The sequence below is a fragment of the Mucilaginibacter sp. CSA2-8R genome, assembly GCF_038806765.1.
In the GTDB taxonomy this organism is placed as follows: domain Bacteria; phylum Bacteroidota; class Bacteroidia; order Sphingobacteriales; family Sphingobacteriaceae; genus Mucilaginibacter.
Genome location: NZ_CP152389.1, coordinates 4,706,915 through 4,732,608, shown reverse-complemented (window position 1 = coordinate 4,732,608; position 25,694 = coordinate 4,706,915). Strand labels below are relative to the sequence as shown.

18 protein-coding genes are annotated in these 25,694 nt (G+C 42.7%); 9 read left to right on the top strand and 9 right to left on the bottom strand.

The window, feature by feature from the left end; all coding sequences use genetic code 11:
- Positions 1–103: 103 nt before the first annotated feature.
- A complete protein-coding gene (locus tag AAGR14_RS20095) occupies positions 104–2,686 on the bottom strand; it encodes a BamA/TamA family outer membrane protein (protein ID WP_342646033.1) in 2,583 nt (860 codons plus the stop codon).
- A gap of 560 nt (positions 2,687–3,246) precedes the next feature.
- Between AAGR14_RS20095 and AAGR14_RS20090 the strand changes: the two genes are divergently transcribed.
- Entirely contained in the window at positions 3,247–5,802 is a 2,556-nt protein-coding gene (locus AAGR14_RS20090) for a DUF5686 family protein (protein WP_342646032.1), read from the top strand.
- A gap of 33 nt (positions 5,803–5,835) precedes the next feature.
- Here AAGR14_RS20090 and AAGR14_RS20085 read toward each other — a convergent pair whose 3' ends face one another.
- The 5 genes from AAGR14_RS20085 to AAGR14_RS20065 form a co-directional block, all read right to left on the bottom strand.
- Positions 5,836–6,060: a hypothetical protein gene (locus AAGR14_RS20085; RefSeq protein WP_342646031.1), complete on the bottom strand. Its 225-nt coding sequence runs from the start codon at positions 6,058–6,060 to the stop codon at positions 5,836–5,838.
- 70 nt (positions 6,061–6,130) lie between these two features.
- Positions 6,131–7,285: a hypothetical protein gene (locus AAGR14_RS20080; RefSeq protein ID WP_342646030.1), complete on the bottom strand. Its 1,155-nt coding sequence runs from the start codon at positions 7,283–7,285 to the stop codon at positions 6,131–6,133.
- Positions 7,286–7,296: 11 nt separating this feature from the next.
- Entirely contained in the window at positions 7,297–7,542 is a 246-nt protein-coding gene (locus AAGR14_RS20075; protein ID WP_342646029.1) for a hypothetical protein, read from the bottom strand.
- 162 nt (positions 7,543–7,704) lie between these two features.
- Positions 7,705–7,875, bottom strand: a complete 171-nt coding sequence (locus AAGR14_RS20070) for a hypothetical protein (RefSeq protein ID WP_342646028.1) — start codon at positions 7,873–7,875, stop codon at positions 7,705–7,707.
- A 3-nt stretch (positions 7,876–7,878) separates the two neighbouring features.
- A complete protein-coding gene (locus tag AAGR14_RS20065; RefSeq protein WP_342646027.1) occupies positions 7,879–8,868 on the bottom strand; it encodes a TIGR03885 family FMN-dependent LLM class oxidoreductase in 990 nt (329 codons plus the stop codon).
- A 232-nt stretch (positions 8,869–9,100) separates the two neighbouring features.
- Here AAGR14_RS20065 and AAGR14_RS20060 point away from each other — a divergent pair, with 232 nt between their 5' ends.
- From AAGR14_RS20060 to AAGR14_RS20045, 4 genes are all read left to right on the top strand, one after another.
- On the top strand, positions 9,101–10,936 hold the full coding sequence (locus AAGR14_RS20060; protein ID WP_342646026.1) for a sugar-binding domain-containing protein: 1,836 nt from the start codon (positions 9,101–9,103) through the stop codon (positions 10,934–10,936).
- A 402-nt stretch (positions 10,937–11,338) separates the two neighbouring features.
- Complete coding sequence (locus AAGR14_RS20055; protein ID WP_342646025.1) at positions 11,339–12,481, top strand: glycosyltransferase family 1 protein; 1,143 nt, start codon at positions 11,339–11,341, stop codon at positions 12,479–12,481.
- Positions 12,482–12,673: 192 nt separating this feature from the next.
- Positions 12,674–14,821, top strand: a complete 2,148-nt coding sequence (locus tag AAGR14_RS20050) for a family 1 glycosylhydrolase (RefSeq protein WP_342646024.1) — start codon at positions 12,674–12,676, stop codon at positions 14,819–14,821.
- Between the two features lie 130 nt (positions 14,822–14,951).
- Positions 14,952–15,971 carry a substrate-binding domain-containing protein gene (locus AAGR14_RS20045; RefSeq protein ID WP_342646023.1) on the top strand — a complete coding sequence of 340 codons (1,020 nt, stop codon included), beginning with the start codon at positions 14,952–14,954 and terminating at the stop codon, positions 15,969–15,971.
- Between the two features lie 10 nt (positions 15,972–15,981).
- Here the strand turns inward: AAGR14_RS20045 and AAGR14_RS20040 are convergent, their stop codons facing one another.
- A complete protein-coding gene (locus tag AAGR14_RS20040) occupies positions 15,982–17,067 on the bottom strand; it encodes a lipase family protein (RefSeq protein ID WP_342646022.1) in 1,086 nt (361 codons plus the stop codon).
- A 105-nt stretch (positions 17,068–17,172) separates the two neighbouring features.
- Here AAGR14_RS20040 and AAGR14_RS20035 point away from each other — a divergent pair, with 105 nt between their 5' ends.
- Positions 17,173–17,913, top strand: coding sequence for a TlpA disulfide reductase family protein (locus AAGR14_RS20035; RefSeq protein WP_342646021.1), 741 nt, complete (start codon positions 17,173–17,175; stop codon positions 17,911–17,913).
- A gap of 33 nt (positions 17,914–17,946) precedes the next feature.
- Here AAGR14_RS20035 and AAGR14_RS20030 read toward each other — a convergent pair whose 3' ends face one another.
- On the bottom strand, positions 17,947–18,300 hold the full coding sequence (locus AAGR14_RS20030; RefSeq protein WP_342646020.1) for an iron-sulfur cluster assembly accessory protein: 354 nt from the start codon (positions 18,298–18,300) through the stop codon (positions 17,947–17,949).
- Between the two features lie 93 nt (positions 18,301–18,393).
- Between AAGR14_RS20030 and AAGR14_RS20025 the strand changes: the two genes are divergently transcribed.
- Positions 18,394–18,924: a hypothetical protein gene (locus AAGR14_RS20025; RefSeq protein ID WP_342646019.1), complete on the top strand. Its 531-nt coding sequence runs from the start codon at positions 18,394–18,396 to the stop codon at positions 18,922–18,924.
- 477 nt (positions 18,925–19,401) lie between these two features.
- On the top strand, positions 19,402–20,829 hold the full coding sequence (gene dnaA, locus AAGR14_RS20020) for a chromosomal replication initiator protein DnaA (protein WP_342646018.1): 1,428 nt from the start codon (positions 19,402–19,404) through the stop codon (positions 20,827–20,829).
- Positions 20,830–20,895: 66 nt separating this feature from the next.
- Here dnaA and recQ read toward each other — a convergent pair whose 3' ends face one another.
- Positions 20,896–23,043, bottom strand: a complete 2,148-nt coding sequence (gene recQ, locus AAGR14_RS20015; RefSeq protein WP_342646017.1) for a DNA helicase RecQ — start codon at positions 23,041–23,043, stop codon at positions 20,896–20,898.
- A gap of 109 nt (positions 23,044–23,152) precedes the next feature.
- On the opposite strand from recQ, the gene AAGR14_RS20010 reads away from it, so the two are divergent.
- Positions 23,153–25,660 (top strand): M14 family metallopeptidase, encoded by a 2,508-nt coding sequence (locus AAGR14_RS20010; protein WP_342646016.1) that lies wholly within the window; start codon positions 23,153–23,155, stop codon positions 25,658–25,660.
- Positions 25,661–25,694 lie beyond the last annotated feature (34 nt).

Genomic DNA, 25,694 nt, shown 5'->3' with positions numbered 1-25,694 from the left:
ATAAGCGAGCAAAATTAATCAATTTTTAATCAATGTGCCTTTTTTACCCCATCAGAGCCGTTTTTCAAGATGAAGTTTACTACAATATAACAAGCTTTGCCCATTATAGCCTAAAGTTTAAAGAAACGTACGGATACCAACCCTCAGCCGAATGACCAGCCAGCACCTGGATTACGGTTAAGCTTGCCGGGGCAAAATATAAACCTCCGCCTGTACCGGTGTGCCATTGGTTTGAGCTTTCTCCTTTTACCCAAACCCGGCCGGTATCATAAAACCCGGTAATGCCTAACTGGCCGGGCAGGATGTAGCTGGCAACGTCAAACAGTTTAACACGGCCTTGCAGGTTATTATAAAACATATGGTCGCCGGCAAAGCGGTTTTGCAAATAGCCTAGCAAATTGCCTTGTCCGCCTAAAAACATCGACTGGTAAAATGCCGGTTTACCAATGCTTATACCACCGCCTACGCGGTCGGTTAAAACAATGGTGCCCTTAGCGTTTAGCTTTTGATAATAAATAAATTCGGGCCTGATTTGAATGAAGGCTTTGGCGTACTGATTGAGGCCGGTATAGCCCTGAAACCTTAGATTTAAAAAATAACCCTGACTGGGTAAAATATTGTTATTACGCTGATTGCTGGTATAGTTAATTAGTAAACCTATATGCGCTTTATCACGGTTTATCGAAGCACTATCATAAGCATTGATTAACGAGGTATTATTGATAAAGCGACCGGCGTTTTCCTGTAAATCCAGATGATAAAATTGCAAGGAAGGCCCTGCACTGATGGTACTGTTTTGCCCGGTTCGCCAGCGTAGGGCAGGGTCAAACTGGAAGGTATTATAACGCGTTCGATAAAATCTGCGATAGCCCGGAAATTTGTTTAATACCGTTTCATTGCCGCGGCCAAAAAAGTTGAGTGTATTATCGGGTGCTTGTATAAAGGCATTCAGCGTAAAATCTGCCTGGCCTACTGCCTGTATCCACTCGCCGGCATAGCGTATCCGGAAGGCGTTGGTAGCAAAAGAGTGAGTAAGTAACAACTGCTGTGTACTGGCATAAGGTAGTTTACGAAAGCCCTCGCGACGGGTATATTTAAAACCTAAACCCAGTAAAAAGCCATCGTCGGCATTAATGGCTGCGGTAGCCAGCGGCATCCAAACGTTGTATGGGTTACTTTGTACAAAGTGGGTATTTAAGGTGTCGTTTGATAAGTGTGTGCTTATTAAATGCGCATTTCCGTTAAAGGCAACACTATCGGCCCGATTATAAATTTTGATTTTATGGTTAGCTTGTTCTACATCATAAAGCTTTTGACCGGTACTGCCGCCAATAACACGGATGCGAATTGGGGAGTTAGCAGCATTAATTTTAACCTGGTCATTACCGCCTTCTGTATAAATCCTGATTTCTTTGGTTATCTCAGGACGGTAAACATGGTCTAATAACAACGCCTCTTTAGGTTGTCCACTCTTATTTAATTTGGTAATTTGGATGCGCATACCTTTATCGGGCGCATCTAAAATGGTTATTAACTCATTTTTATCGCTGGTACGCAGATCTACCGTTTTGTTGATGAAGCGGTAATACTCGTCTATGGCGGCCGGGATATGGTTGCGCCGTTGTTTTAGTTTGTCTAATAACTCCTGGTGGCGTAATTGATAAACTTCGGGCGGCAGGCGTTTTAGGCCTGCTTCGAGCACGGCATCTGTTTCATTTTTCACAAAATCGTTTGCAATGCGCATCCAATCCTGATAGCTTATTTGCGCATCCGGATAAGGCTGGATAAAACGCGTTTTAAATAAAGAGTATTTTACCCTCGGAATGTTGCCGTCAAAATGATCGAGCGTGGGGCTAATCCATGATAATGCCGCCAGGGAAGGAATGATGCCTTCATTAACGTGAAACACCTGGTCGCGGTCGCGCGGAACGGCGTAGTAAACTTTCTCTTTCCCCTTCTTTACACTGGCCCAGCGCCATTGGTCCTCGTGGCGGTCCCAGTCGCCCAGTAATAAGTCCAGCATCCGAGCACGTAAAAATTGTTCGGAGTTGAAGCGGTTATCATAGTCATCCTTAAGCTCGTTTAGCATTTTCAGGGTGTTGTCTGATTTTCCTGTCGGCTCCCGCTCCTCTAACAGCACTACCAGGCCATCAAAAATCTTGCTGTATTCGCCTAAAGCGGCATCAGGCGCCATTACCCCAATAACTGGGTTAGCATGGGCCACGCCGGCGGCTTCGGCTAAGGGTGGCACCACCAGGGCCGAAAATGGATGCTGGCTGCTCAGGGCGTCATCAAACCAATCTACCGCAAAAGTTCCTTTTAAATTAGCGGGCAGCAGCTTTTCGGGCGTTTTCTCAACGCTCCTAATTACCCATTCTTTGCCTTGCTTATCAAGCAGCCTTAACGATTTTGACTGCATGCCGCCACCCTGGCGCAAAGGCTTTAAGCCACCGTAAACTTCTGATATTTTAATAAGCGGCAACTTTACCGGTGTTGCCCACTCTTTACGATAATTTTTGCCAAATAACCATCGGTGCGCACCACTCACGCTATCATAAACCGGATGCACTTTAACCGTAACGCTATCCGTAAAATGGTAAGCGTTACCGACCGTTGTTTTTTGCTGTGCATAAACTATAGTATTGGTAATAAGCAATGCTGTAAGCAGCTTAATAATATGAGCCATGAGGTTAGGTTTTGCCGTTGTATTAAATATAATAAAGTTTTGATGCTCTTAAAAAATGATTTGATGCTGTTTGCTGAAAATTCGGGTAGATCTCAAAAACGCAACTGATATCAAAACTCTTTTATTGCTTACATCACGCCTTAATAAATATTAAGTTGGCGCATTATTTTTTGCAAATTTATTCAGTTGATACAAGTACATATGACGTCTAAGTAAAATAATAATCAAACGTTTGATTAAACTTATTTTTCGTTATTCGTAAATAATTAAGAACGTAATGTGCTTTGTGTGACTAAATGTAAGTGAATTGTAAGATAATTATAATGGAATTGTAATTCCAGTTTGAAAGCGTTGCGAATATTAAATACCTGGTGCACTTTTGTAGCAGGTACTTAAACCAATGTTCACTATAACACAAAAACTCCGAACGTGCTGCCTGCACACTTCTACCTTAGGCTGCCCCTGATAGAATTTTGTAGCATTTAATAATGAATGCTGAAAGTTAGCGGCGTCCCAACATCGTTCCATTTTTGTGCACTTATTCTCAACCCTTACCGGTCATGAAACTTTTTACTAAAACAATATTCTTTCTGCTGCTACTGGCAGGCACCTTTACTAACCTTTACGCACAGGGTACATTAATTAAAGGCGTAGTTACCGATGTTAAAACCAAAGGAGCATTACCGTTTGTTACGGTAAGCTTTAACGGCACTACCCAGGCTGTAGCTACAGACAACAACGGACATTACACGCTTAAAACTACCGATAATTTTAACCAGGTTAAGGTAACTTACGTAGGTTACAAAACTGTAGTTAAAACTATTGACCCCGGTAAAGAGCAGGAGGTGAATTTTGCTTTAACCGAAGATAGCCGCCTGTTAGGTGATGTGGTAGTAAAAGCCAGCAAAAAGAAAAAATACACCAATAAAAACAACCCTGCGGTCGAGCTCATCAGGCAGGTGATTGCTCATAAAAAGCAAAATCAGTTAGAAAGTTATAACTATGCAGAATACCGGCAATACGAGCGTATGATATTTTCGCTCAGTAACCTGTCGGACAAGTTTAAAAACAAGCGCATATTTAAAAATTACCAGTTTATGTTTCGCCAGCAAGATTCAACTGCTATTGGCGGTAAAACATTGCTGCCTTTATATATGGAAGAGAAGCTTTCGGATAATTATTATCGCAAAGTTCCCTTCACGCAAAAGCAGGTGATTGAGGCCAACAAGCAAGTTAAATACGATGAAAACTTTGTAGATAACCAGGGCCTCACCACCTACTTTAACCGCATGTATCAGGATATCAATATCTATGATAACAATGTGTCGTTATTAAGCAATCAACTGCTTAGCCCCATAGCCGACCACTCTCCCGATTTTTATAAGTTCTTTATTACCGATACGCTTAAAGACCAGTCGCCTAAATTAATTGAGCTGAGCTTTACGCCGCGTAACACGATTAATAAACTGTTTGAGGGTAAGATATATATCACCATGGATGGCAACTATGCGGTGCAAAACGCAGTGTTAACCGTCAACAAAAATATCGACCTTAACTTTGTACGCCAGATGCAAGCGTTCCTGTCGTTCGATAAAAACGCGGATGGTCGTTATCATTTAAGCCAAAGTAACCTGAAAATTGAATTTGGTATTAATAAAGAAAAAGGTACCGGGGTTTACGGCGAGCGTTTGGTAACTATTAACAACTTTAAAATTAATCAGCCCCGCCCTAAAGAAACCTATGACGGACCGGCGCTGACTTATGCTCAAAAATCTGATGCCAAAGACGATCAGTATTGGAACAATAGTCGCCCGGATACTTTAGATGCTGTATCTGCCAGTCTTTATAAAAACGTAGACAGCCTGCAAACTATCCCGTCGTTTAAACGCACCATGGATATTGCCACTCTAGTGCTGGCAGGTTATAAAAACTTTGGCCCATTTGAGATGGGGCCGGTAAATACTTTTTACAGCTTTAACCCGGTAGAAGGTTTTAGAGCCCGGCTTGGCGGCCGTACTACTACGGCTTTAAGCAAGCGTTATTATTTCGAAACTTATGGCGCTTATGGTACCCGCGACCAAAAGTTTAAATACTTTTTGAGTTCTACCTACTCGCTTAACAACAAATCTATTTATTCATTCCCGCAAAATTATATCAGGGCCAGTTTTCAGCATGATACCAAAGTGCCCGGTCAGGAACTGGAGTTTGTGCAAGAGAGCAATTTTTTGCTATCCTTTAAACGTGGCGCTAATGACCAATGGTTATACAACGATATTTTTAAACTGGATTATGTGCACGAATACCTCAACCACTTCTCGTACGCTATCGGTTTTAAAAAATGGAACCAAAGCCCGGCCGGAGCGCTCGAGTTTCAGAACCTGCTGCCCAGCGGCGCGTTAAATAATGTTAACCTGATTCATACTACCGAGGTTTCGGCGCAACTACGTTATGCTCCCCATGAGAAGTTTTACCAGGGTAAATTGTACCGTACACCAATCCCTGATAAATATCCAATTTACACCCTTCGCTATACTCAGGGATTAAAAGACTTTTTAGGCGGCGATTATAATTATCAGAATGTAGTCGGCAACATCAGCAAGCGCTTCTACCTTTCGCAGTTAGGTTTTACTGATGTAAGCGGCGAGGGTGGATACCTGTTTGGTAGGGTGCCTTTCCCGCTGATGGACATACACCGGGCTAATCAAAGTTATGCTTTCCAGTTTCAGTCGTTCAACCTGATGAACTTTCAGGAATTTGTGAGCGACCACTATGCCAGCCTGACTATTGACCATAACTTTAACGGCTTTTTGTTTAACAAGGTGCCACTGTTGCGCCGGTTAAAGCTGCGCGAGATTATAAACTTTAAAAGTTTATGGGGCGGTGTACGCAGCGAAAACAACCCTGCTAATGATCCGTCGCTATTACGGTTCCCAACCAATGGTTTAGGTCAGGCAACCACTTATTCACTGGCTAGAGGGCCTTACATGGAAGGCAGTATTGGTGTAGGCAATATATTTAAAGTGTTAAGGTTTGATTTGGTAAGGCGTTTTTCGTACCTCGCCAACCCCGACGCCCCTAAACTCGGCTTACGTACTTACGTAAAGTTTGATTTTTAAATTAAATGCAGTAAGCTAACACTAAATGTTAGCTTACTGCTCATCTGATGGTTCTGTAGTGGGAGGCGTACCAGCCTGCTTTTCTTGATAAGCATCGCGGCCACCATCCGAAACGTTCTGTTTTATTTTATCCAACTGGTCTACTTCGTTAGCTCCTTTTCTGATAGCTTCACCGGATAGGTTAGTATCTTTCAGACCCTCTTTTTCTTCCAGTGGCTTATTGGCCTGATCTTTCAATTGATTGTTTTCTTGGTTCATGGTGTCTCTTGCTTTAATTGTTAAATGAAGTCCAGCCGCAAAGTAGATTAGCGACCGGACTCGATTGTTGTTAATAGCGCATAAAGGCAGCAATTACGCTTTCTTTAGGCATTTTTTCTTTTTCTAACAGATGGACGGCTCCGCCGTTGGTATACGTTTTGGCAGCTGCCAGATCAATCAGGCATTCGTCACCTTCCTGTTTTTCGGCGTGGATTTCTAAAACGTTGTCGGTTTCGTTAAATGTACCCCAGATATGTTCACCTTTACACACAAACAAGTCTGATATCTGAGCGTAAAAGCTGGCGGGTACAACCTTATCTGGCATCGACGAAGTTAAAGGCGTAGCTATTTGGTTATAATAGTTTTGCAGGGCCTTGTTGGTTTCTTGCTTAAAGTACGGCTGCAATATTTCACAAGCTTTGTCAAACAAAACATGGCTACTCTCATGTTCCTGGTTGCCTGTAATCGCTTCTTCAGCTATATAATTATACTTACTTAATCCTTTGTAAATTGGAATAAGGTATTCCACCCCAGCCAACACCAAAGGCACATGTTTATCATGCAACACTTCGGTAAATAGAGTTTTATCTACTTCCTGGAAGTAAATGGCCAAATTAACTTTATCATCCGGTTGCCCCTCACCATGGCCATGAAAGCTGGCGCTGCCGGTGCCACCTTTACCACCTTGGCGAAACAACTGCTGGTCTTCTTTTTCCTCAAAATGTACTACATCGTCCATTCCATTAGGCAGGCCTTGTACCTCTAAACGCTGCAATCCAAAGGCATTCCCCTGGTAAAACTTAGCGTCTTTTTTGCTAAGCACCAGTAAATAAAAATCTTGCTTATTGCTGATAGCCGGCAGCAGCGGGCTAACCAGAAAAGAATGATTTACAAAAACCTCTTCTTTTACTGGAAAAGGTAATTGTACCGCTTTTACAAAATCGTTCCCTAAAAACACAGCCAGGCTGTTCATCTGATTATTCCAGAACATGCTGTTGTTGTACAGCTCAAATCCAGGTTGCAGTAACTTTTCGATGGTTTGCGAATTCAGACCTTTATTCTGCAACTCGGTGTTTACTTGTTGCAAGGCATTCTTGAATACAATAGCATCTTGTTTTTCGTTTACCTCAACGCCCGACCGGTGGGTGGGCATATAAATCGAAATGCAATTTTCGCCTTTGTAGTTCATGAGTTCTGTAAACTCTTCTTTGGCTATAATCTCCATAGGTATTAGCTTTAACCGTTATTACTATTATCGTTCTCTCCTAAATCTTCACCTTTATGTAAATGGCGGTTGGGGTGGCGCATAGGTACACCCTCAGCCGGTTCATCGCCTCCATCTTCGGTATATTTTGAAGCAATTTCGGTTTCATTTTCAGGGTCAGTAACTGCAAAGGCATCTTTTAATCCATGTGTTTCACGACCGCTGCCCGATGGCTTTCCCTTTGGTGGAACATATCCTCCATTATTATCTTTTCCCATAATGCAATGTGTTTAATTTACTTTTTGTTAATAATGTTAACCTAAGGGTAACTATACCTTTTGGCAAAGGGTTTCAAAAATTGTCAATTATCTATTTAGTATCCTTTTTTGCATCAGATAAAAATTTCAATCTTATTCATCATTTTTCAAATGCATTATCTGTTACTGACTGATGTAAGTTACTTCCCACCTGAAATAGCTGTTCTCTTTTACCTTGGTGGCTTTGCAAATCACTTTATGGCATCCTAAATAAATAGTTTGCGTAATCTGTGCTTTATTGCAGCAATTGGCATCGGGTAAGCCAGATTTAAAATCATTCATCGCTTTTTCCATAACCTAAAATTGTTGGTCCTCCTCGTCTGTGTCGTGCATCAATTGCGGCAACACCAGTTTTCCAAAATCACGGATGAAAGTTTCTTGGTCGCGATTAACGTTATGAAGAATAATCTTTTCAAACCCCAGGCTAACGTCCTGTTGCAACCAGTTAATATGCTCATCAGCATCGGCCGATATGCGTACCATATCTTTTAAATCTTCAGGTTTTACAAATTCTGCGGCAGCATCAAAATGTGCTGTGGTAGGCATATCGCCCAATACACTGCCCTGGAAAATATTAGCCCGCCACTGCTCGTGGGCGCCTTGCAAAGCATCATCGTAGTGATGAGCGTAAGACAATTGCACTTTTAGATACATCGGTTTGCCCTCGCCTCCGTTATTTCGAAATGCATCTACCACTTCTTTCAGTTGTTTATGGGGTTTGTGTACAGTTATAATACCATCTGCCCAGGTAGCGGCCCATGCAGCAGTTTCTTTAGTAACAGCAGCACACAAAATTAGTGGTGGTTTTTGGGGGCGGGTGTATAATTTAGCATTTTCTACCGTAACCAATCCGTGGTGAGTAACCGTTTCGCCGGCAAACAAGCGCCGGATAATCTGAGCGCATTCTAAAAGCCGGGCGTTCCGTTCGGGCTTAGCAGGCCATTTTTGGCCGGTGATGGTTTCGTTAATAGCTTCGCCGCTGCCTAAAGCTATCCAAAATCTATCCGGAAACATTTCGGCTAATGTAGCAGCCGCTTGTGCTATAATAGCCGGATGATAACGTTGTCCCGGCGAACACACCATACCGTAAGGAATATGAGTAGCTTGCATAGCAGCGCCCAGCCAGGCAAACGAAAAGCCGCTTTGCCCCTGGCTCTCACTCCAGGGATGAAAATGATCGGACGAATTTATGGCTCTGAATCCTGCCTGCTCGGCCATTGTAGCGTATTTAATGAGTGCGCTTGGCGCAAATTGTTCATGTGATGCCTGATAACCTATATGGGCCATGCTAAGTTGATGCTAAAATATAAATGCTTTTGAGGATGAGCTGGTATATAACCGGATCGGCGATGTATAGATATTCTATATACTTTCTTTAAACAATAAAGTTTTAATTAATTATTTATCAGTAATTAAGTATTGATTAGTTTATGATAGCCGTATGGCAAACAATCAAGGCTTAATGGTTGTAATTGAATAAAATTTGCATAAAGCTTGAGAGTTCTTAATACTTATTGATATGAGCGAATTAATTCATCCTAATTACAGTTTAACCAAAAGCCGCGAAGAATCATTCTCTGACGAGGATGCGTTAAATCCGTTGCCCCGTGCGGTTATCAGGCCAAATTCATTTGTGCTGCTTGATGGCACCTGGAAGTTTGCCCTTGACCCAACCGACCGTGGCATGAGTGAATCATGGTACGTAGCACACCAGTATAACGATAGTGCGCACTGGCCCGGCAGTGTTGAAGCACACATGGCTACTTTAGAGCCAAACAAGCAAACCTGGCACGAAAGGGTAATTGTTTGGTACGAGCGCGAATTTTTGATGCCCGAACGGCATGATAAGCAAAATACCCAATTGCAGTTAACCTTTGGCGCCTGCGGTTATGAAACCCGCGCCTGGCTGAACGGCTTTCCGCTCAAAACCATAGAAGGGGAGGATATGCACCTTGGGGAGTACACCTCGTTTTCGTTTGAACTTGATGATGCTATATTGCAGGAAAATAATCGTTTAACCGTGCGCATTGCCAGTACTATGGATGCTGATACTACCCGCGGTAAGCAGGAATCTTCGGTTTACAAGCGGGGAGGCATCTGGTACCAAACTTACACCGGTGCTGTACGCAGTATTTGGCTGGAAACGGTAGAGCGCAACAGGCTGCGGTCGCGGGTAGGGGTTGTGAGTGTGGTAGAAGATAACCTGGTACGCTTTAACCTAACTACTCGTATACACGACCCTGGTTTATATACCATCCGACTGAAAGTTTATCACCGTAAGCAAGATGATAAAACGCCAATAGCTACCGACGAATATCAATTGGCACTGGATGCCGGACAAAAAGAACAGCGGCTGGTAATAGAAATACCCGATGCTATTTTGTGGTCGCCCGAAACGCCGCACTTGTACCGGCTGATAGCCGAACTGGTAGACAGCAACGGGCACGTAGCCGAAATAGAATCGCATTTTGGCTTGCGTAAGATTGAAGCTCGGGGCAGCAATATTTACTTAAATAATAAACCCATTTATTTGGATGGGATATTGTACCAGCCCAGCGCCGCCACTTACGAACAAATTAAAGCGCATTTGTATGCCATGAAAGCATTGGGCTGTAATCTGGTACGTATTCATATTGCCGGGGTTGATCCGCGCATATATAACCTGGCTGATAAATTAGGTATACTATTATGGGTAGAAGTGCCGAGTCCGCATCGTTCTACCGAAAAAAGCCGCGAAAATCATAAAGAGGAACTATTGCGGATGCTGGCCCTGATTGCTACGCATCCATCGGTAATTATTTGGAGTTTATATAATGAGGACTGGGGGGCGCAGGATATTGCCACCAACGAGGCTACCCGCACTTACATCATGCAGATGTATCACTACATGCAAATTTCGTATCCGCAGTTTCTGGTGGTTGATAATGATGGCTGGCAACATATTTCTTACGAAGGTCGTTTAAAAAGTGACTTGCTTACGGTGCATTTGTATACGCCCGAATTAAGCCGCTGGAAAGAAATGCTTGATGATTTAGTAACAGGTAAGCAAGAGGGAGTAGCTGCGTTTCCGTTAATAGTAGGCGATCCGTTCTTTTTTCGTAAACAGGTGCCTTTGCTGGTAAGCGAATGGGGCGGATTTGGTTTTGCCGACTATGGTGGTCCGCAGGATGATAGCGAACGCACCGAGCAAATCAGCTTATTTAAAAAAGAGTTGAGAAAGCGCCGCATAGCCGGCGACGTATATACCCAAGCTACTAATATTGAGGATGAACGTAACGGTATTATTGATTTTAATACCGGTGGCTTAAAAGTGCCTGAAGGTTTACTTAAATCAACAGATCCGGGTAAAGCATGATATAAAGAAATATGAATAGCATGAAAGCAAGAACAGGGAGCCCGCTTAGGCTCCCTGTTCTTGCTTTAAAAGCGTTTTATAACTGCCTGAAGGTGAAATTGTTTTGAGTGTTATGAAATAACATAGCGTAATAAGAAAAATACATAGTTTAAGCCTGTCGCCCCAAACTAAAGGAATAAATGTGAGTTATGTATATGTTCTACCAGAAACGGATTGACTTACTAAATAATAATGATGCTTTATTTATTTAAGACATCAATAGGCCTGTAAAAATACGTAATACGCGAAGTATAAATACGTATTTGTTTCTTATTTATGACCTTTTTTAATTAGAAGTTAAACATTAAAGTTCTGATGTTGTTATGCTTATAAAATAAAAATCCCATCAATATTAGTATACCTATGAAAGCTATCTCAAAAACTTTTCCTTCTAACTTACTCTGCTTTTCCCACCTGCGTTGGGACTTTGTTTATCAGCGTCCGCAGCACTTATTAAGCAGATTTAGTAAATACAGTACCGTTTATATTTTGGAGGAACCTATTTTTGACGCCAAAGACGACGGACATATATCATTTACCAACCGTGGCAATAATATTATTGTTGGAGTGCCCCATTTACCTGAGGGCTTAAGCCACAAAGAAGTTACTGAGTCGATGACTGATTTGGTTGATCAGTTTTTACAAGGTAAAAACCTGGATAATTTTGCATTTTGGTACTACTCGCCAATGTTTTTGGCTATCTCTGAAAAGCATACTCCTAAATTAACCATCTATGACTGTATGGACGAACTGTCGGCCTTTAAAAATGCGCCGAAAGAGTTAACCCAAATGGAGAAAAAACTTTTGGGCCGGGCTGATTTGGTATTTACAGGCGGACAGTCGTTGTATGAAGCTAAAAAGCAGCAGCACCCAAGCATTCATCCATTTCCGAGCAGTATTGAGAAAGAGCACTTTCTGAAAGCGCGTACGGTTAAAGATCAGCCTGCTGATCAAGCCAACATTGAAGGTGTAAAACTTGGTTTTTACGGTGTGCTGGATGAGCGTTTTGATATCGACTTAATTAAAGGCATTGCCGATGCTCGCCCAAATTGGCAGATCATTTTAATTGGACCGGTTGTGAAAATTGATCCGGCTACTTTGCCTGCCAATAGTAACATTCACTACATGGGGCAAAAAAGCTATCAAGAACTTCCTGCATATCTATCAGGATGGGATATTGCCTTAATTCCTTTCGCTATTAATGAGTCGACCAAGTTTATCAGCCCAACTAAAACTCCTGAGTATTTATCAGCAGGTATACCGGTAGTTTCAACACCTATAAAGGATGTAATTAATCCTTACGGTCGCCATAAATTGGTAAGTATAGGTGTGAATGCAGATGATTTTATTGAGGCCATTGAGCGCGAACTCGAAGTAGCAGATCGTTCGGCATGGCTGGCTAAAACAGATTTGTTTTTGGCCGATAAATCATGGGATAACACAGTAAGCAACATGATGCAATTAATAAACAGGCATTTAAATAGCGACTTTTCTATTGCCAGTTAAGCGCTTAACTGTTCAGGTAATTTAAGTTTAGGAACAAAGCTTGGGATGTTAGTTTAATAAGCGTTGGTAAAAGGAAAGGTAAATGATATGCATAAAATGCTGTTGTTTACCATCCGTGCCGCTACCCAACTTAAATTCTCTAAATGGCCGGATGGATATCATCCGGCTAAAAGCTTGTATAACTAAATAAAAATGGAACTTTGGGGTGGCATTGAATGCACTATAAACCGGGTTGGCGACCAATATCTTGACCAACTCGTATACTCAGGACATTACAGCAGAAGCGAAGACATAAATCTCTTTGTAGACTTAGGTGTAACAAAAATGAGATATCCGGTGCTTTGGGAAAAGCACCAACCAGAAACAAATACCATCATTGATTGGAGTAATACCGAAAGCAAATTGCTCCAGTTAAAAAACCGTGGTGTTGAACCTATTGCTGGTTTAGTGCACCATGGCAGTGGTCCGGCGTATGTTAATATGCTCGAAGATAGTTTTGTATACGGGTTGGCCGATTATGCTGCCAAAGTTGCCGAGCGTTTTCCGTGGTTGGAGTACTATACGCCAGTTAATGAGCCCTTAACTACCGCCCGTTTTTGCGGCCTTTATGGCTTATGGCATCCGCATGGCGACAGCGACCGTAGCTTTCTGAAAATTTTAGTGAACGAGTGTAAGGCTACGGTGTTGGCTATGCAGCAGATCAGAAAAATCAATCCTGAAGCTAAACTGGTGCAAACCGAAGATTTAGGAAAGATACATAGCACACCCTTACTACAGTACCAGGCCGATTTTGAAAATAATCGTCGCTGGCTAAGCTTTGATTTGCTTTGTGGCAAGGTGGTGCTCGGGCATCCTTTATATCTGTATCTTCAAAGAAATGGTATTAGTTGTGATGAACTTGCGTTTTTTGAGGAAAACCCGTGCCCGCCTGACGTAATGGGATTTAATTATTATCTCACTTCAGAGCGCTATTTGGACGAAAATATTGCTCATTTTCCGCCGCATACCTATGGAGGCAATGGTAAACATCAATATGCCGACGTAGAAGTGGTTAGAGTAGGTAATGCTAACTCGAGCGGTTTATACAATTTACTCAAAGAAGCATGGAACCGTTACCAACTGCCCATGGCTGTAACCGAAGTACATTTACATTGTACCCGTGAAGAACAAATGCGCTGGGTGCAAAGTATTTGGGAAACCGGTAAAAAGCTGGAGCAGGATAAAGTGAATTTAGTAGCTATAACAGCTTGGGCGCTGCTCGGCTCTTTTGGTTGGAACCGATTGCTCACCATGCCTAACGGCGATTACGAGCCAGGTGTATTTGATGTGTTGTCTGGTTACCCGCGCGTTACAGCACTGGGTAAAATGCTGAAAGAGTTAGCCGAGAAACAACATTACGATCATCCTTTACTAAAAGTTAAAGGCTGGTGGGAACGTGATATGCGCGTTATTTATAACGAAAGCAAGCCGCGCGTTACCATTGCCGATACTAGACAGCGGCCTTTATTGATAATAGGTAAAAACAGCTCACTGGCTAAAGCTTTTGCCCGGTTGTGTGATATGCGTAATATCAAATATCATTTGCTCAGTAAAAATGAACTGGATATAACAAGCCGTGAGCAAATTAAGGAGACTATAGGGCGCCTTAATCCGTGGGCTATTGTAAACACGGCATCATTTGTACAGCTTGAGCAAGCCGAAATTTCTTCTGATAGCTGTTACCAGCTCAATACTCATGGGCCCGAAAATTTAGCCTACTTCAGCAATCTATACGGCATCAAGTTGCTCACCTTTTCGAGCGATATGGTGTTTGATGGTGCCAAAAACGACCACTACTTTGAAAATGATGCGGTTAACCCGCTAAATACATTTGGGCAAAGCAAAGCACTGGCCGAACAGTATGTTTTAAAGAATGATCCATCAGCATTAATTGTACGAACCGGTATTTTGTTTAGTCCATGGGATCATCAAAACTATGTGGTTAACATCATTAACAGCCTTAAAACGCAAAAAGAGTTTATGGTTGAGCATGATGTGTTTATATCACCTACTTATGTGCCCGACTTGGTAAACACCAGTTTAAATTTATTAATTGATGACGAGTCGGGTATATGGCATTTAGCCAACAGTGGCACGGTAAGTAGGGCTGCCCTGGCTATGGAAATTGCACGGCGCGGTGGATACAATCTCAATCTTATCAATCCGGTTTCAGTACAAATCATGGATTACAAAGCTGTCCGTCCAAAATACACTGCCTTAAAAAGTGAACGTGGTATGTTGCTTCCCTCGCTCGAGAATGCATTAAGTAGTTTTTTTGATGAGCACAAATTAATAGCGTAGTCATTACACCTCTTAAAAAAGTGTACCTCATATAAAAAACTTGGTTTTGAGCTTGCTAAAATGATTTTTTGCTCTAAAAGATGCAGTATATTTTGTATGTTGTGCATTTATACAGTATTGCACTTATACTTTGGAAAAGAGAGTTTCAATCAATGACATTGCTAAGCAGTTAGGCGTATCCATTACTACTGTTTCATTTATATTAAACGGTCGTGCAAAAGAGAAGCGGATAAGTGACAAGGTAGTGAAAAACGTACTTGACTTGGTAGAGGAAGTAAATTATAAGCCTAACACTTTAGCCCGGAGCCTGCGTACAGGTAAAACCAATATTATAGGTTTACTGGTAGAAGATATTGCAAACCCGTTTTTTGGCAGTATAGCTCGATTGATTGAAGGTAATGCCTACCGCAACGGTTATAAAATTATTTATTCAAGTACCGGCAATGATACAGCCAAAGCCCGCGAGCTGATGCAAATGTTTCGCGACCGGCATGTTGATGGATATATTGTTGTACCGCCAGAAGGAGTAGGAAGTGAAATAAAGGCCATTATGGCCAGTGGTAAACCGGTGGTATTGCTTGACCGCTACTTGCCCGAAGTGGATGTTGACAGTGTGATGATTGATAATAAGGAGAGTGCTTACCAAGCTACCGAGCATCTTATTTTAAACGGTTTTAAGCAAATTGGCCTCATTACCCTAAACTCAACGCAACCACAAATGCAGGACAGGCTTTCGGGATACAACGAAGCTATGAAGCACTATGGCATGACGGAAAGGGTTGAAAAAATAGCTGTTGAAAATAACGACGCCATAGTTGATCAAATAAAAAGCTTTTTTCAGGCTAACCCCGATTTGGATGCGGTATTATTTCTGACCAATTATCTGTGCCGCATGGGCCTAAAAGCCACAAAGGCAATGCAGCTTAATATTCCGCTAGATTTGGCTGTGGTAGGTTTTGATGATTACGATTTGTTTGAAATGTACACCCCAACTATCACCACTGTTGCACAACCTATCGAACAAATTGCCGAAAGCGCCATCAATCTATTACTAAGCAAGCTGGAGCCGGCCAATACCGAAACCAAATTCCAGAAACTGGTGTTGCCTGCCTCGCTGATTGCCAGGCAGTCTTCAGTTAAGCAGTTTTAACGCTTTGCGTTCATTGCGCAGCATATTCTTTTTCGGTTAAATAATAGTAAGGCCAAAACAGGTGATGCACAAATACATTTTTAGGATTATCCGGAAACTTTTGCCGGTAAGCATCATCAGGCATCAAAATAACAGGGATACCACAGCTGGTATACTGGTTAGTAGGTGCATATTCGGGCTCCTGAAACTGGGGTAATGTTTTTTTGATAAACTTATACACCATATGCCCAAGATATTTTTGATTGTTTTTTACAGCACGTAATGGTGGTTTACGTAAGCGGTTATACACATACTTTACGTATAATCTTACAAAAATAGATTGGCCTTTTACTGCAGCAGACACATCGCCAAACGGATTTAAAGCCGTAAAATCATCCAGGGTTTGTATAGTAAATGGTGTTTGCGGAACCCAGTCTGCAGCATTAGTTACGGCAATGCCCCAGCCGCCGCGGGTCAGGTAGTTATAATCATACGCATAATATAAATTGCCGGGTTTGGGCGGTGCGCTGCAATACGTTTTAAAAGTAATATCGGCAGGTATAACCTTTTCGTGTTGTAACCATGCCAGGTGCGACCTTAACAGGTAGGCAATAGCTGCACCCTGGCTATGGCCCATAATGGTTATATTTTTAATGCCCTGCTTTTGGTAGAGCTCTTGTATTTTAGGGATTACTGTTTTGGCAAGTTCGGCCATGCCGAGCAGCCAGCCAATATGTACGGCAGCTTTCGGGTGATCGGCCAAGTGATATTTAAATAAGGTACTATCATTGATATGAAGCTGGCCAACAGCCGGCACCATAGCTGCATAAAAATTTTCGAGCCAGCTAATCTGGTCTTTAGTGGTTCCCCTGATGCTGAGAACGGCCGATTGGTTCCCCGTCCATAGTTCCCAACGGTTTAACAGCGGCCCAATCGGCGATCGATACACCCTTTTATAATGTGTAGGGCGAGGAGTAAGGTCGCCTTTAAGTGTATCGGTTTGCTGCCTCGATACCCTCAGCAATTCTAAATACTCTTGTACATCAAATCCGGGTTTTAATTGGGCCTGGGTAATGATGGGGCTAATAAACAATAGTACAATTAGGAAATATTTCATGGGAGAAGATGATCATACAATAAAGTGAAAACTATAAACCTTGCTATGCATGATAACGCTTGTATTTTATGGTTAGCATTTGTACCTTGATACAAAATACAGTTAATGAAAAAAGGTTTACTTTATTTGATTCTCGCTGCTTTTGGGTTGGTCGCCAAAGCGCAAACTAACTCCATTACAAAGCGTGTAACTCTTAATGAGTCCAGTATCATCAAAGACGAAAATGGCGTCATATATCCCTATTTAGTTTGGTCGCGCTTAACCAGAACAGGCGACTATTCTATCAAAGCCCTGAAACAACCCAATACCGATAGTATATCTTATGTATTAGTTAAGCTGACTAATGGAGAAAAGGAAATCTTAAGAGCGCAGTTGCCCAAGCCGAACGAAAGTGAAAATTTTAAGGTGGGCGATATGCTAAGGCCCTTTAAAGACAAAGACATCACCAATGAAAAAATTGATACCAAAAAGTTGTTAGGCAAAGTAATCGTGCTGAATTTTTGGTTTATCAATTGCCCGCCTTGCCGGCAGGAAATTCCGGATTTAAACGAACTGGCAGATTCGTACAAAAATAATCCGGACGTGCTGTTTGTGGCGATAGCTTTAGATGAAGCATATGACATTAAGCAGTTTATAAAGAAGCAGCCCTTTAATTATCATATCATTGAGAATGGTCGTTACCATGCGGATAAGTATAAGCTGCATTTGTATCCAACTAACGTAGTGATAGATAAAGCAGGGAAGATAGCATTCTCGAGCGTTAGCTTTAATATGGGCAACACCCACTGGATGAAGAAGGCAATTAACGAAGCATTAGCCGATCAAACAAAACAGGCAGCCTTATAAAAAAGCTGCCTGTTTTGTTTAAGTTTTATTTAATTATACCGCAAACGAAGTTCCACAACCGCAGGTGCTTGATGCATTGGGGTTGTTAAACACAAACCCACGGGCATTCAGGCCGTCCTGAAAGTCAACCTGCATACCTGCCAGGTACATGCCGTGTGCCTTGTGCATATAAACTTTAATGCCATCAATCAGGTATTCTTTATCGCCTTCTTTTTGCTGGTCAAAGCCTAAAATGTAGTTCATGCCGGCACAACCACCGCCTTCAACGCCAACACGCAAGCCAAAATCGTCGCTCAACTCTTGCTGGTCTTTTAACTTCTTAAGTTCTTTAACGGCGCCCTCAGTAAAAGTTACCGGTGCCAGTGCGGTATCAACAGCAATACTCATGTTATTTAAAATTATCTGTACAAATATAAGTTAAAATGCAGATTTTTGTCGCCCCGAACCTATTTATGACTTCGGTTTAACACTGTAAGACCTATGGTAATCTACAATATTTTGTTAGATATTCTGAAACTGACTATTGCAGGTGTAGGAGTAGTGTGGGTAGCTTTTTACTTAATAAAGCCCTACCTTGATAAGAATGAGCGCCTGCAGGTACTCGAGCTTAAAAAAGCTGCCGATAACCAAACCTTGCCGTTGCGTTTGCAAGCTTATGAACGTGTTACCTTATTAGTAGAACGTATTAACCCGGCTAACCTGCTGGTGCGCATTAGCAATGCGGGGCAATCTGCCACCGAGCTGCATTATTTGGCCTTACAGGAGCTAAGCAGCGAGTATCAACATAACATAACTCAACAGGTATATGTAAGCAGCCGGGCCTGGGCCGTGGTAAGACGTTTAAAAGATGATACCGCCAATTTATTAAATACTACTTTAAGGGGCCTGCCCGAAAATGCCACAGCGCTCGATTTTAGCCGTGCTTTACTGACGCATCTGAGCCAGGTAGAAAACAATCCGTATGAAGTGGCTGCCGGCATGATTCATAAAGATTTGGAAGAATTATTTTAACCGGTAACTGTTGCTGGCCGGGGTGTTTAATTGTGTACATTAAGCTGTATATAAAGCTATACTGCTTTTAATCACAAGAGTTAACTATAGGTTTATGGCTCTTTGTATCTAAAATATTATTGCCCGCATTGCCAATCAATTAGGTTAAAACGGTGAATTAAATTTGAATTGTGGCTTAAGTATTGATGCTTGCTTACAGCGGTATGAAGATATGGGACGCTTGTCTGCCAGTTATTCATTGCTAATCAAAGGAATTTACTGTATTGATTTGACTGTCAGGTGTTTGTGGTTGTGTTGATTGTTTTTTTTAAGCGAAATTCTGTTTACTTTTAGTTGCTATAGCATTAAAAAATCAGCTTCGCAAATTTAATTTTTAATTTTTTAATCCGCTTTTTTTTCGAATATTCGATGTTCCATAAAGGTCTCAACTAAAGTTGGGGTTGGGTTTTGGAAATCAGTATTTTATCTTTAACATGTATGGAAAAAACGAGTACTAACGTTTGGAATAGTTGCCTTCAGATTATTAAAGATAACATTCCGGCCCAAAGTTTTAAGACGTGGTTTGATCCTATTAAGGCCTTGCGGTTGGAGGGAAGCGTACTAACCATACAAGTACCAAGTTTATTTTTTTACGAGTGGCTCGAAGAACATTACGTAGGCCTGCTTCGTAAAACCATTAAAAAGCAGCTGGGAGAGGAAGGCCGGCTCGAGTATAATATAGTGGTAGAGCAATCATCATCCAGTAAGCCCTTTACCACCAATATGCCATCTAATGGCAACGGTGCAGAGGCTAAAAATCAATCTATGCCGGTTCCGATCTCTTTAAATAAAGATATCAAAAATCCGTTTGTGATACCCGGTTTAAAAAAATTGCATGTTGACCCGCAACTTAATCAGAACTATACTTTTGAAAATTTTGTTGAGGGCGATTGTAATCGTTTGGCCCGTTCGGCAGGTTATGCCGTAGCCGCCAAGCCGGGAGGTACATCGTTTAACCCGCTCATGATTTATGGCGGTGTAGGTTTAGGTAAAACCCACCTGGCACAGGCCATAGGTAACGAAATTAAGCGTACCCTGCCTGATAAGCTGGTGCTTTATGTATCGTGTGAGAAATTCACGCAGCAGTTTGTTGATGCCCTCAAACATAACAACATTAATGACTTTGTAAACTTTTACCAGGCCATTGATGTGTTGATTATGGACGATGTGCACAACTTTGCCGGTAAAGAAAAAACTCAGGATTTCTTTTTCCATATTTTTAACCACCTGCACCAGTCGGGCAGGCAGTTAATCATTACTTCGGATAAAGCACCAAAAGATTTGGCTGGCTTGGAAGAACGATTATTATCACGTTTTAAATGGGGCCTATCGGCCGATTTACAAACGCCTGATCTGGAAACCCGGATGGCGATACTCAAAAACAAAACTTATCAGGATGGTATTGAGCTACCTGATGATGTAATTGAGTATGTAGCGCATAACATAGATAACAACGTGCGTGAGCTGGAAGGTGCCATGGTATCGTTACTGGCACAATCAACCCTGATGCGCCGCGAGATTGATTTGAACCTGGCTAAGTCCATGCTCAAAAACTTTGTTAAAAACTCGGTTAAAGAAATCTCGATTGAGTACATACAAAGCCTGGTTTGCGAGTATTTTGAAGTGCCGGTTGATATGGTAAAATCACAAACCCGCAAGCGCGAAATTGTGCAGGCCCGTCAAATATCAATGTACCTGGCTAAGGCGCATACCAAAAGCTCACTAAAATCAATCGGTAACTTTTTTGGCGGCCGCGACCACTCTACAGTGATTTATGCCTGCCAAACGGTAGAGGATTTAATTGATACTGATAAAAAGTTTAAAAGCTACGTAGCTGATATTCAGAAAAAACTGAAAATGGCTTAATTGTCTTGCTCATTTTTACTAACCAATTATAAGCTTAAAGCCCTGTACAAATCTACAGGGCTTTATCTATGCATCACGTTTTAACCAGCTTATTACGGCTTTAATTTCGGCATACGTGTAGCCGTCGCCTAAAACTTCTTTGAGCGGGGCCAACCGGTCAGTTCCGTAGCTTTCGGCTGCATTTTGTATAGGCTGCATTTTATGCTGAGGAACCATTTCGGCTACATTCATTTCACCGGTTTGTATGAAACTGCACAAATGGCTTTCGATGGTGGTTGACGACAAGCTGCGCTGTGCGGCTATTTCTGCAATAGATTTACCGGAGCGATATAGGTCGAAACTTTCGCGCTGAGTAGTACCTGCACTGGATGAGCGAGGCGCTTTACTGCGAGGGGCAGGCTTAGTCCGCTTACTGCTCATTTGCGACGATAAACCATGCTGCTGGCTATAGTTGGTAATGGCGTTTAAAAATGCTTCGCCATAGCGTTTAAGTTTTACCTCGCCAAACCCGGAAACATTGCCCAGTTCGTTCATATTTTGCGGTAGGTAGGTAGCCATTTCAAGCAGGGCAGCATCCGACAGGATGATGTAAGCCGGCACATTTTCGTTCATGGCCAAGTTAAAGCGTATGGTTTTTAAATCCTGCAAAAGTCCGCCCTCATAAACCGGTGTTTGTATTTCGGCCGCCATGGCGGTTTCTTCTGCTAATATAAACTCTACTTTTTGATTCCCTTTTAAGATAGCCTCACTGGCATCGGTTAGTTTAAGTACCGGGTATTGGTCGTCGGTAACTTGTAACAAGCCTTGATTAATGAGTTGGGCAAAATAGCGTTGCCAATCGGCCTTGCTTACATCAGTACCAATGCCGTAGGTTTTAAGCTGCTTATGTTCTTCGCGTATTTTTTCGCTTTTCGAACCACGTAAAAAGTCGATAACATAAGTGGTACCAAAGCGCTGGTTTAGCCGGGTTACGGCTGATAGTGCTTTTTGAGCGAGCACCGTGCCATCAAACTTTTTAAATTCAGTGAGGCACACATCGCACGAGCCGCAATGCTCAGGGAAGGGCTCATTAAAATAATGCATTAAATACTGGCGGCGACAGGTTTGCAACTGGCAGTATTTGACCATGTCGTCCAGCTTTTTCAGCATAATGCGGCTTTGCTCTTCATTGCCATCTACCTTGGCAAAGCGCTGCAGTTTGAAAGCATCCCCGGCCGAGAAGAAAAGTAAGGCTTCTGACGGCAAACCATCGCGCCCGGCCCGGCCGGTTTCCTGGTAGTAACCTTCAATGTTTTTAGGCAAATCATAATGCACCACGTACCGCACGTTCGATTTGTTAATGCCCATACCAAACGCAATGGTAGCTACCATCAGTTTAACCTCATCGCGCAGAAACTTTTCCTGGTTGCGGGCCTTAATTTCGTTATCCAAACCAGCATGATAGGCCTCGGCGGTAAAGCCTTGTTCGCGTAAATCGGCCGCTAAATCTTCGGTCGAGGCCCGAGACAAGCAATAGATAATACCCGAATCGTCTTTACGGATAGATAAAAACTCGAGCAGCTGCTGATAGTTGTTCTTTTTAGGTGATACCGTGTAGCTGATATTGGGCCGGTTGAACGATGAGATAAACACTGCTGGGTTTTGCAGTGCCAGCTTATCCTGTATATCCTGCCGGGTAAGCTTGTCGGCCGTAGCGGTAAGTGCAATAACCGGAATAGCCGGAAACTCTGTTTTGAAATGGGAGAGCATCAAATACTCCGGACGGAAATCGTGTCCCCAATGTGAAATACAATGTGCTTCGTCAATGGCAATTAGACTTATCGGCAGCGATTTTAAAAAGGTAACCAACCGGCTCTCGGAGCTAAACAGGCGCTCGGGTGCCAGGTAAAGCAGCTTGATTTTTCCGGCTTTTAGGCGGTTAATAATATCCTGTTGCTCCTCGTTGTTTTGGCCCGAATTTAAGTAGGCCGCTGGTATGCCATTGATGTTCAAGCTATCTACCTGGTCTTTCATCAGTGCAATAAGCGGTGATATCACAATGGTTAGGCCCGGCAACAAAACAGCGGGCAACTGGTAACACAACGATTTACCACCGCCGGTAGGCATCAGTACCAAGGCATCACCGCCATTTAGCAGTTGCCGAATAATAGCTTCCTGTTGATGCCTAAACTCGGTATATCCAAAGTATTTATGTAGCGCTTGTATAGGTGTCATGTTAATAAAAAGGATAATAAATATACCTAAAATAAAGGTGCAAACCAATATTTAGGTAAGCCTACCCATGCAAATATGGATTTGTTTATTAGATTTATTGCATACAATCATGATGAAAAAACTTTACGCATTTGTTGTTCTTTACTTAAGCTTTTTGGGCGGCGTTTTTGCCCAAACCCTGCAATCGCCTGCTGAATTTTTAGGTTACCCACTGGGTAGCCAGTATACTTATCATTACCGGGTAGCAGACTATGTAAAGTACGTGGCGCAGGCATCAAAAAATGTAAAGCTGCAATCGTACGGCACCACTAACGAGGGGAGACCTTTAATGGTGGCTGTGGTAGGTAGCGAAGAAAACCTGGCCCGCTTAGAAGAGGTACGACAGCATAACCTGTATTTAGCCGGACTAAGCAACGGACCGGCTACTTTGAGCAACGCACCTGCTATTGTTTGGTTGAGCTATAACGTGCACGGCAATGAACCCAGCAGTAGTGAAGCTGCCATGCAAACACTGTATGACCTGGTGAACCCGGCCAATACCCGTACCCGCCCCTGGCTCAAAAATACGGTGGTGGTGATTGACCCCTGCCTGAACCCTGATGGCCGCGACCGTTACGTGAATTTTTATAACCAGGTACGCGGTGCACAGCCTGACCCCAATGCGTCATCGCGTGAGCATATCGAACCCTGGCCGGGCGGTAGGGTAAATCATTATTATTTTGACCTGAACCGTGACTGGGCCTGGCAAACACAGAAAGAGGTGCAGGGCAGAGCCGGTTTATACAATCAGTGGCTGCCGCAGGTTCATGTTGATTTTCATGAGCAGAGTTATAATAACCCCTATTATTTTGCACCAGCAGCCGAGCCTTTTCATAAAGACATTACACCCTGGCAGCGCGAGTTTCAAACCACTATTGGTAAAAACAACGCTAAGTATTTTGACCAGAATGGCTGGCTGTATTTTACCAAGGAAGTTTTTGATTTGCTTTACCCATCTTACGGCGATACTTACCCCCTTTACAATGGCTCTATTGGTATGACTTATGAGCAGGGTGGTGGGCCGGGCGGTGGCTTGGCGATAATTACCCGCAGCGGTGATACGCTTACTTTGGCCGACCGCATTGCGCATCATCACTCTAACGGATTAAGTACTGTTGAAGCCGTATCAAACAACACCCAAAAAGTGCTGGACGAGTTCAAAAAGTATTTTGATAACGGTCGCACCAATCCGCCGGGAACTTACAAGACCTACATCATCAAAAATGAAAACGCCGATAAACTGGCTTTACTGGCGCAATTGCTCGACCGTAATTTAATTAAATATGGCTACGGCGTAAACCGTACGGTAAACGGCTATAACTACTTTAATGGTAAAACGGAGAGTTATACAGTTAGCCCTAATGATATGGTGATTAACGCTTACCAGCCTAAGGCGGTATTGCTGAACGTGTTACTTGAGCCTAAAACATTTATTGCAGATAGCAATACTTACGATATTACTGCATGGTCTTTACCTTACGCTTACGGACTAAAGGCATATGCCTTAACGGAGTCCGTTAAGCCGGCAACAACGTCTTTAAATGTAGCGTCTAATAACACTACTAACACTCAAAATGGTCGTGCTTATGCTTATGTGGCTAACTGGCAATCGGTACAGGATGTTAAGTTTTTGGCAGCTCTACTACAGAAGGGTATTAAAGTGCGTTATAGTTCGGGCGCCTTTGAAGCAGGGAGTAAGAAGTTCAATGCCGGATCGCTAATTTTGACACGCGCCAGTAACCATATTACCAATTTTGACCAGGTAGTTAATGACCTGGCTGCTTCATTAGGCCGCAAGTTAACACCGCTGACTACCGGGTTTGCAGATAAAGGGGCTGACTTAGGGTCGAGCGCAGTAGGATTTATTGCCAAGCCACGCGTTATGCTGGTGTCGGGCGAGGGCGTATCTGCTAACGATATGGGTGAAGTATGGCATTATTTTGAACAGCAAATCGGGTACCCCGTTTCGGTAGTACGCTACCAGGATTTGAGCCGTATTAAGCTGAGCGATTATGACGTAGCCATCTTCCCGGACGGACGGTACAGTAATTTCCCATTGGAGCGTTTGCAGACGTGGATAAGCGAGGGCGGTAAGCTAATTGCTATGGGGGGTGCTGTGGGTCAGTTTGCCGACAAAAAAGGATTTGCCCTTAAAAGTAAGGATGATGACAAAGATGGAAAACCCAATAAAAAAACTCCTGATTTAAAAGCTTATGACGGCCGCGACCGGGATGCCATCCGGTATAACGTACCCGGCGCTATATATAAGGTGTACCTGGATAACACCCATCCGCTGGGTTATGGATATCCGTCTTATTATTACACGCTAAAATTGGGTGACGATATCTATGATTACCTGGACAACAGCGGCGTGAATGTTGGCGTGTTAAAAAAGGATAGCTATGTATCGGGCTTTGTGGGGCAAAAAGCTAAAGAGAAGTTGAGCAGTGGCCTATTATTCGGTGTGCAGTCGATGGGACGAGGCTCGCTGGTTTATTTAACTGACGATCCGCTTTTCCGCAGTTTCTGGGAAAACGGTAAACTACTGTTTGGCAACGCCGTGTTTATGAGCAACTAATCAAAACCCGGGTATAAAAGAAAAGCGGATGTGT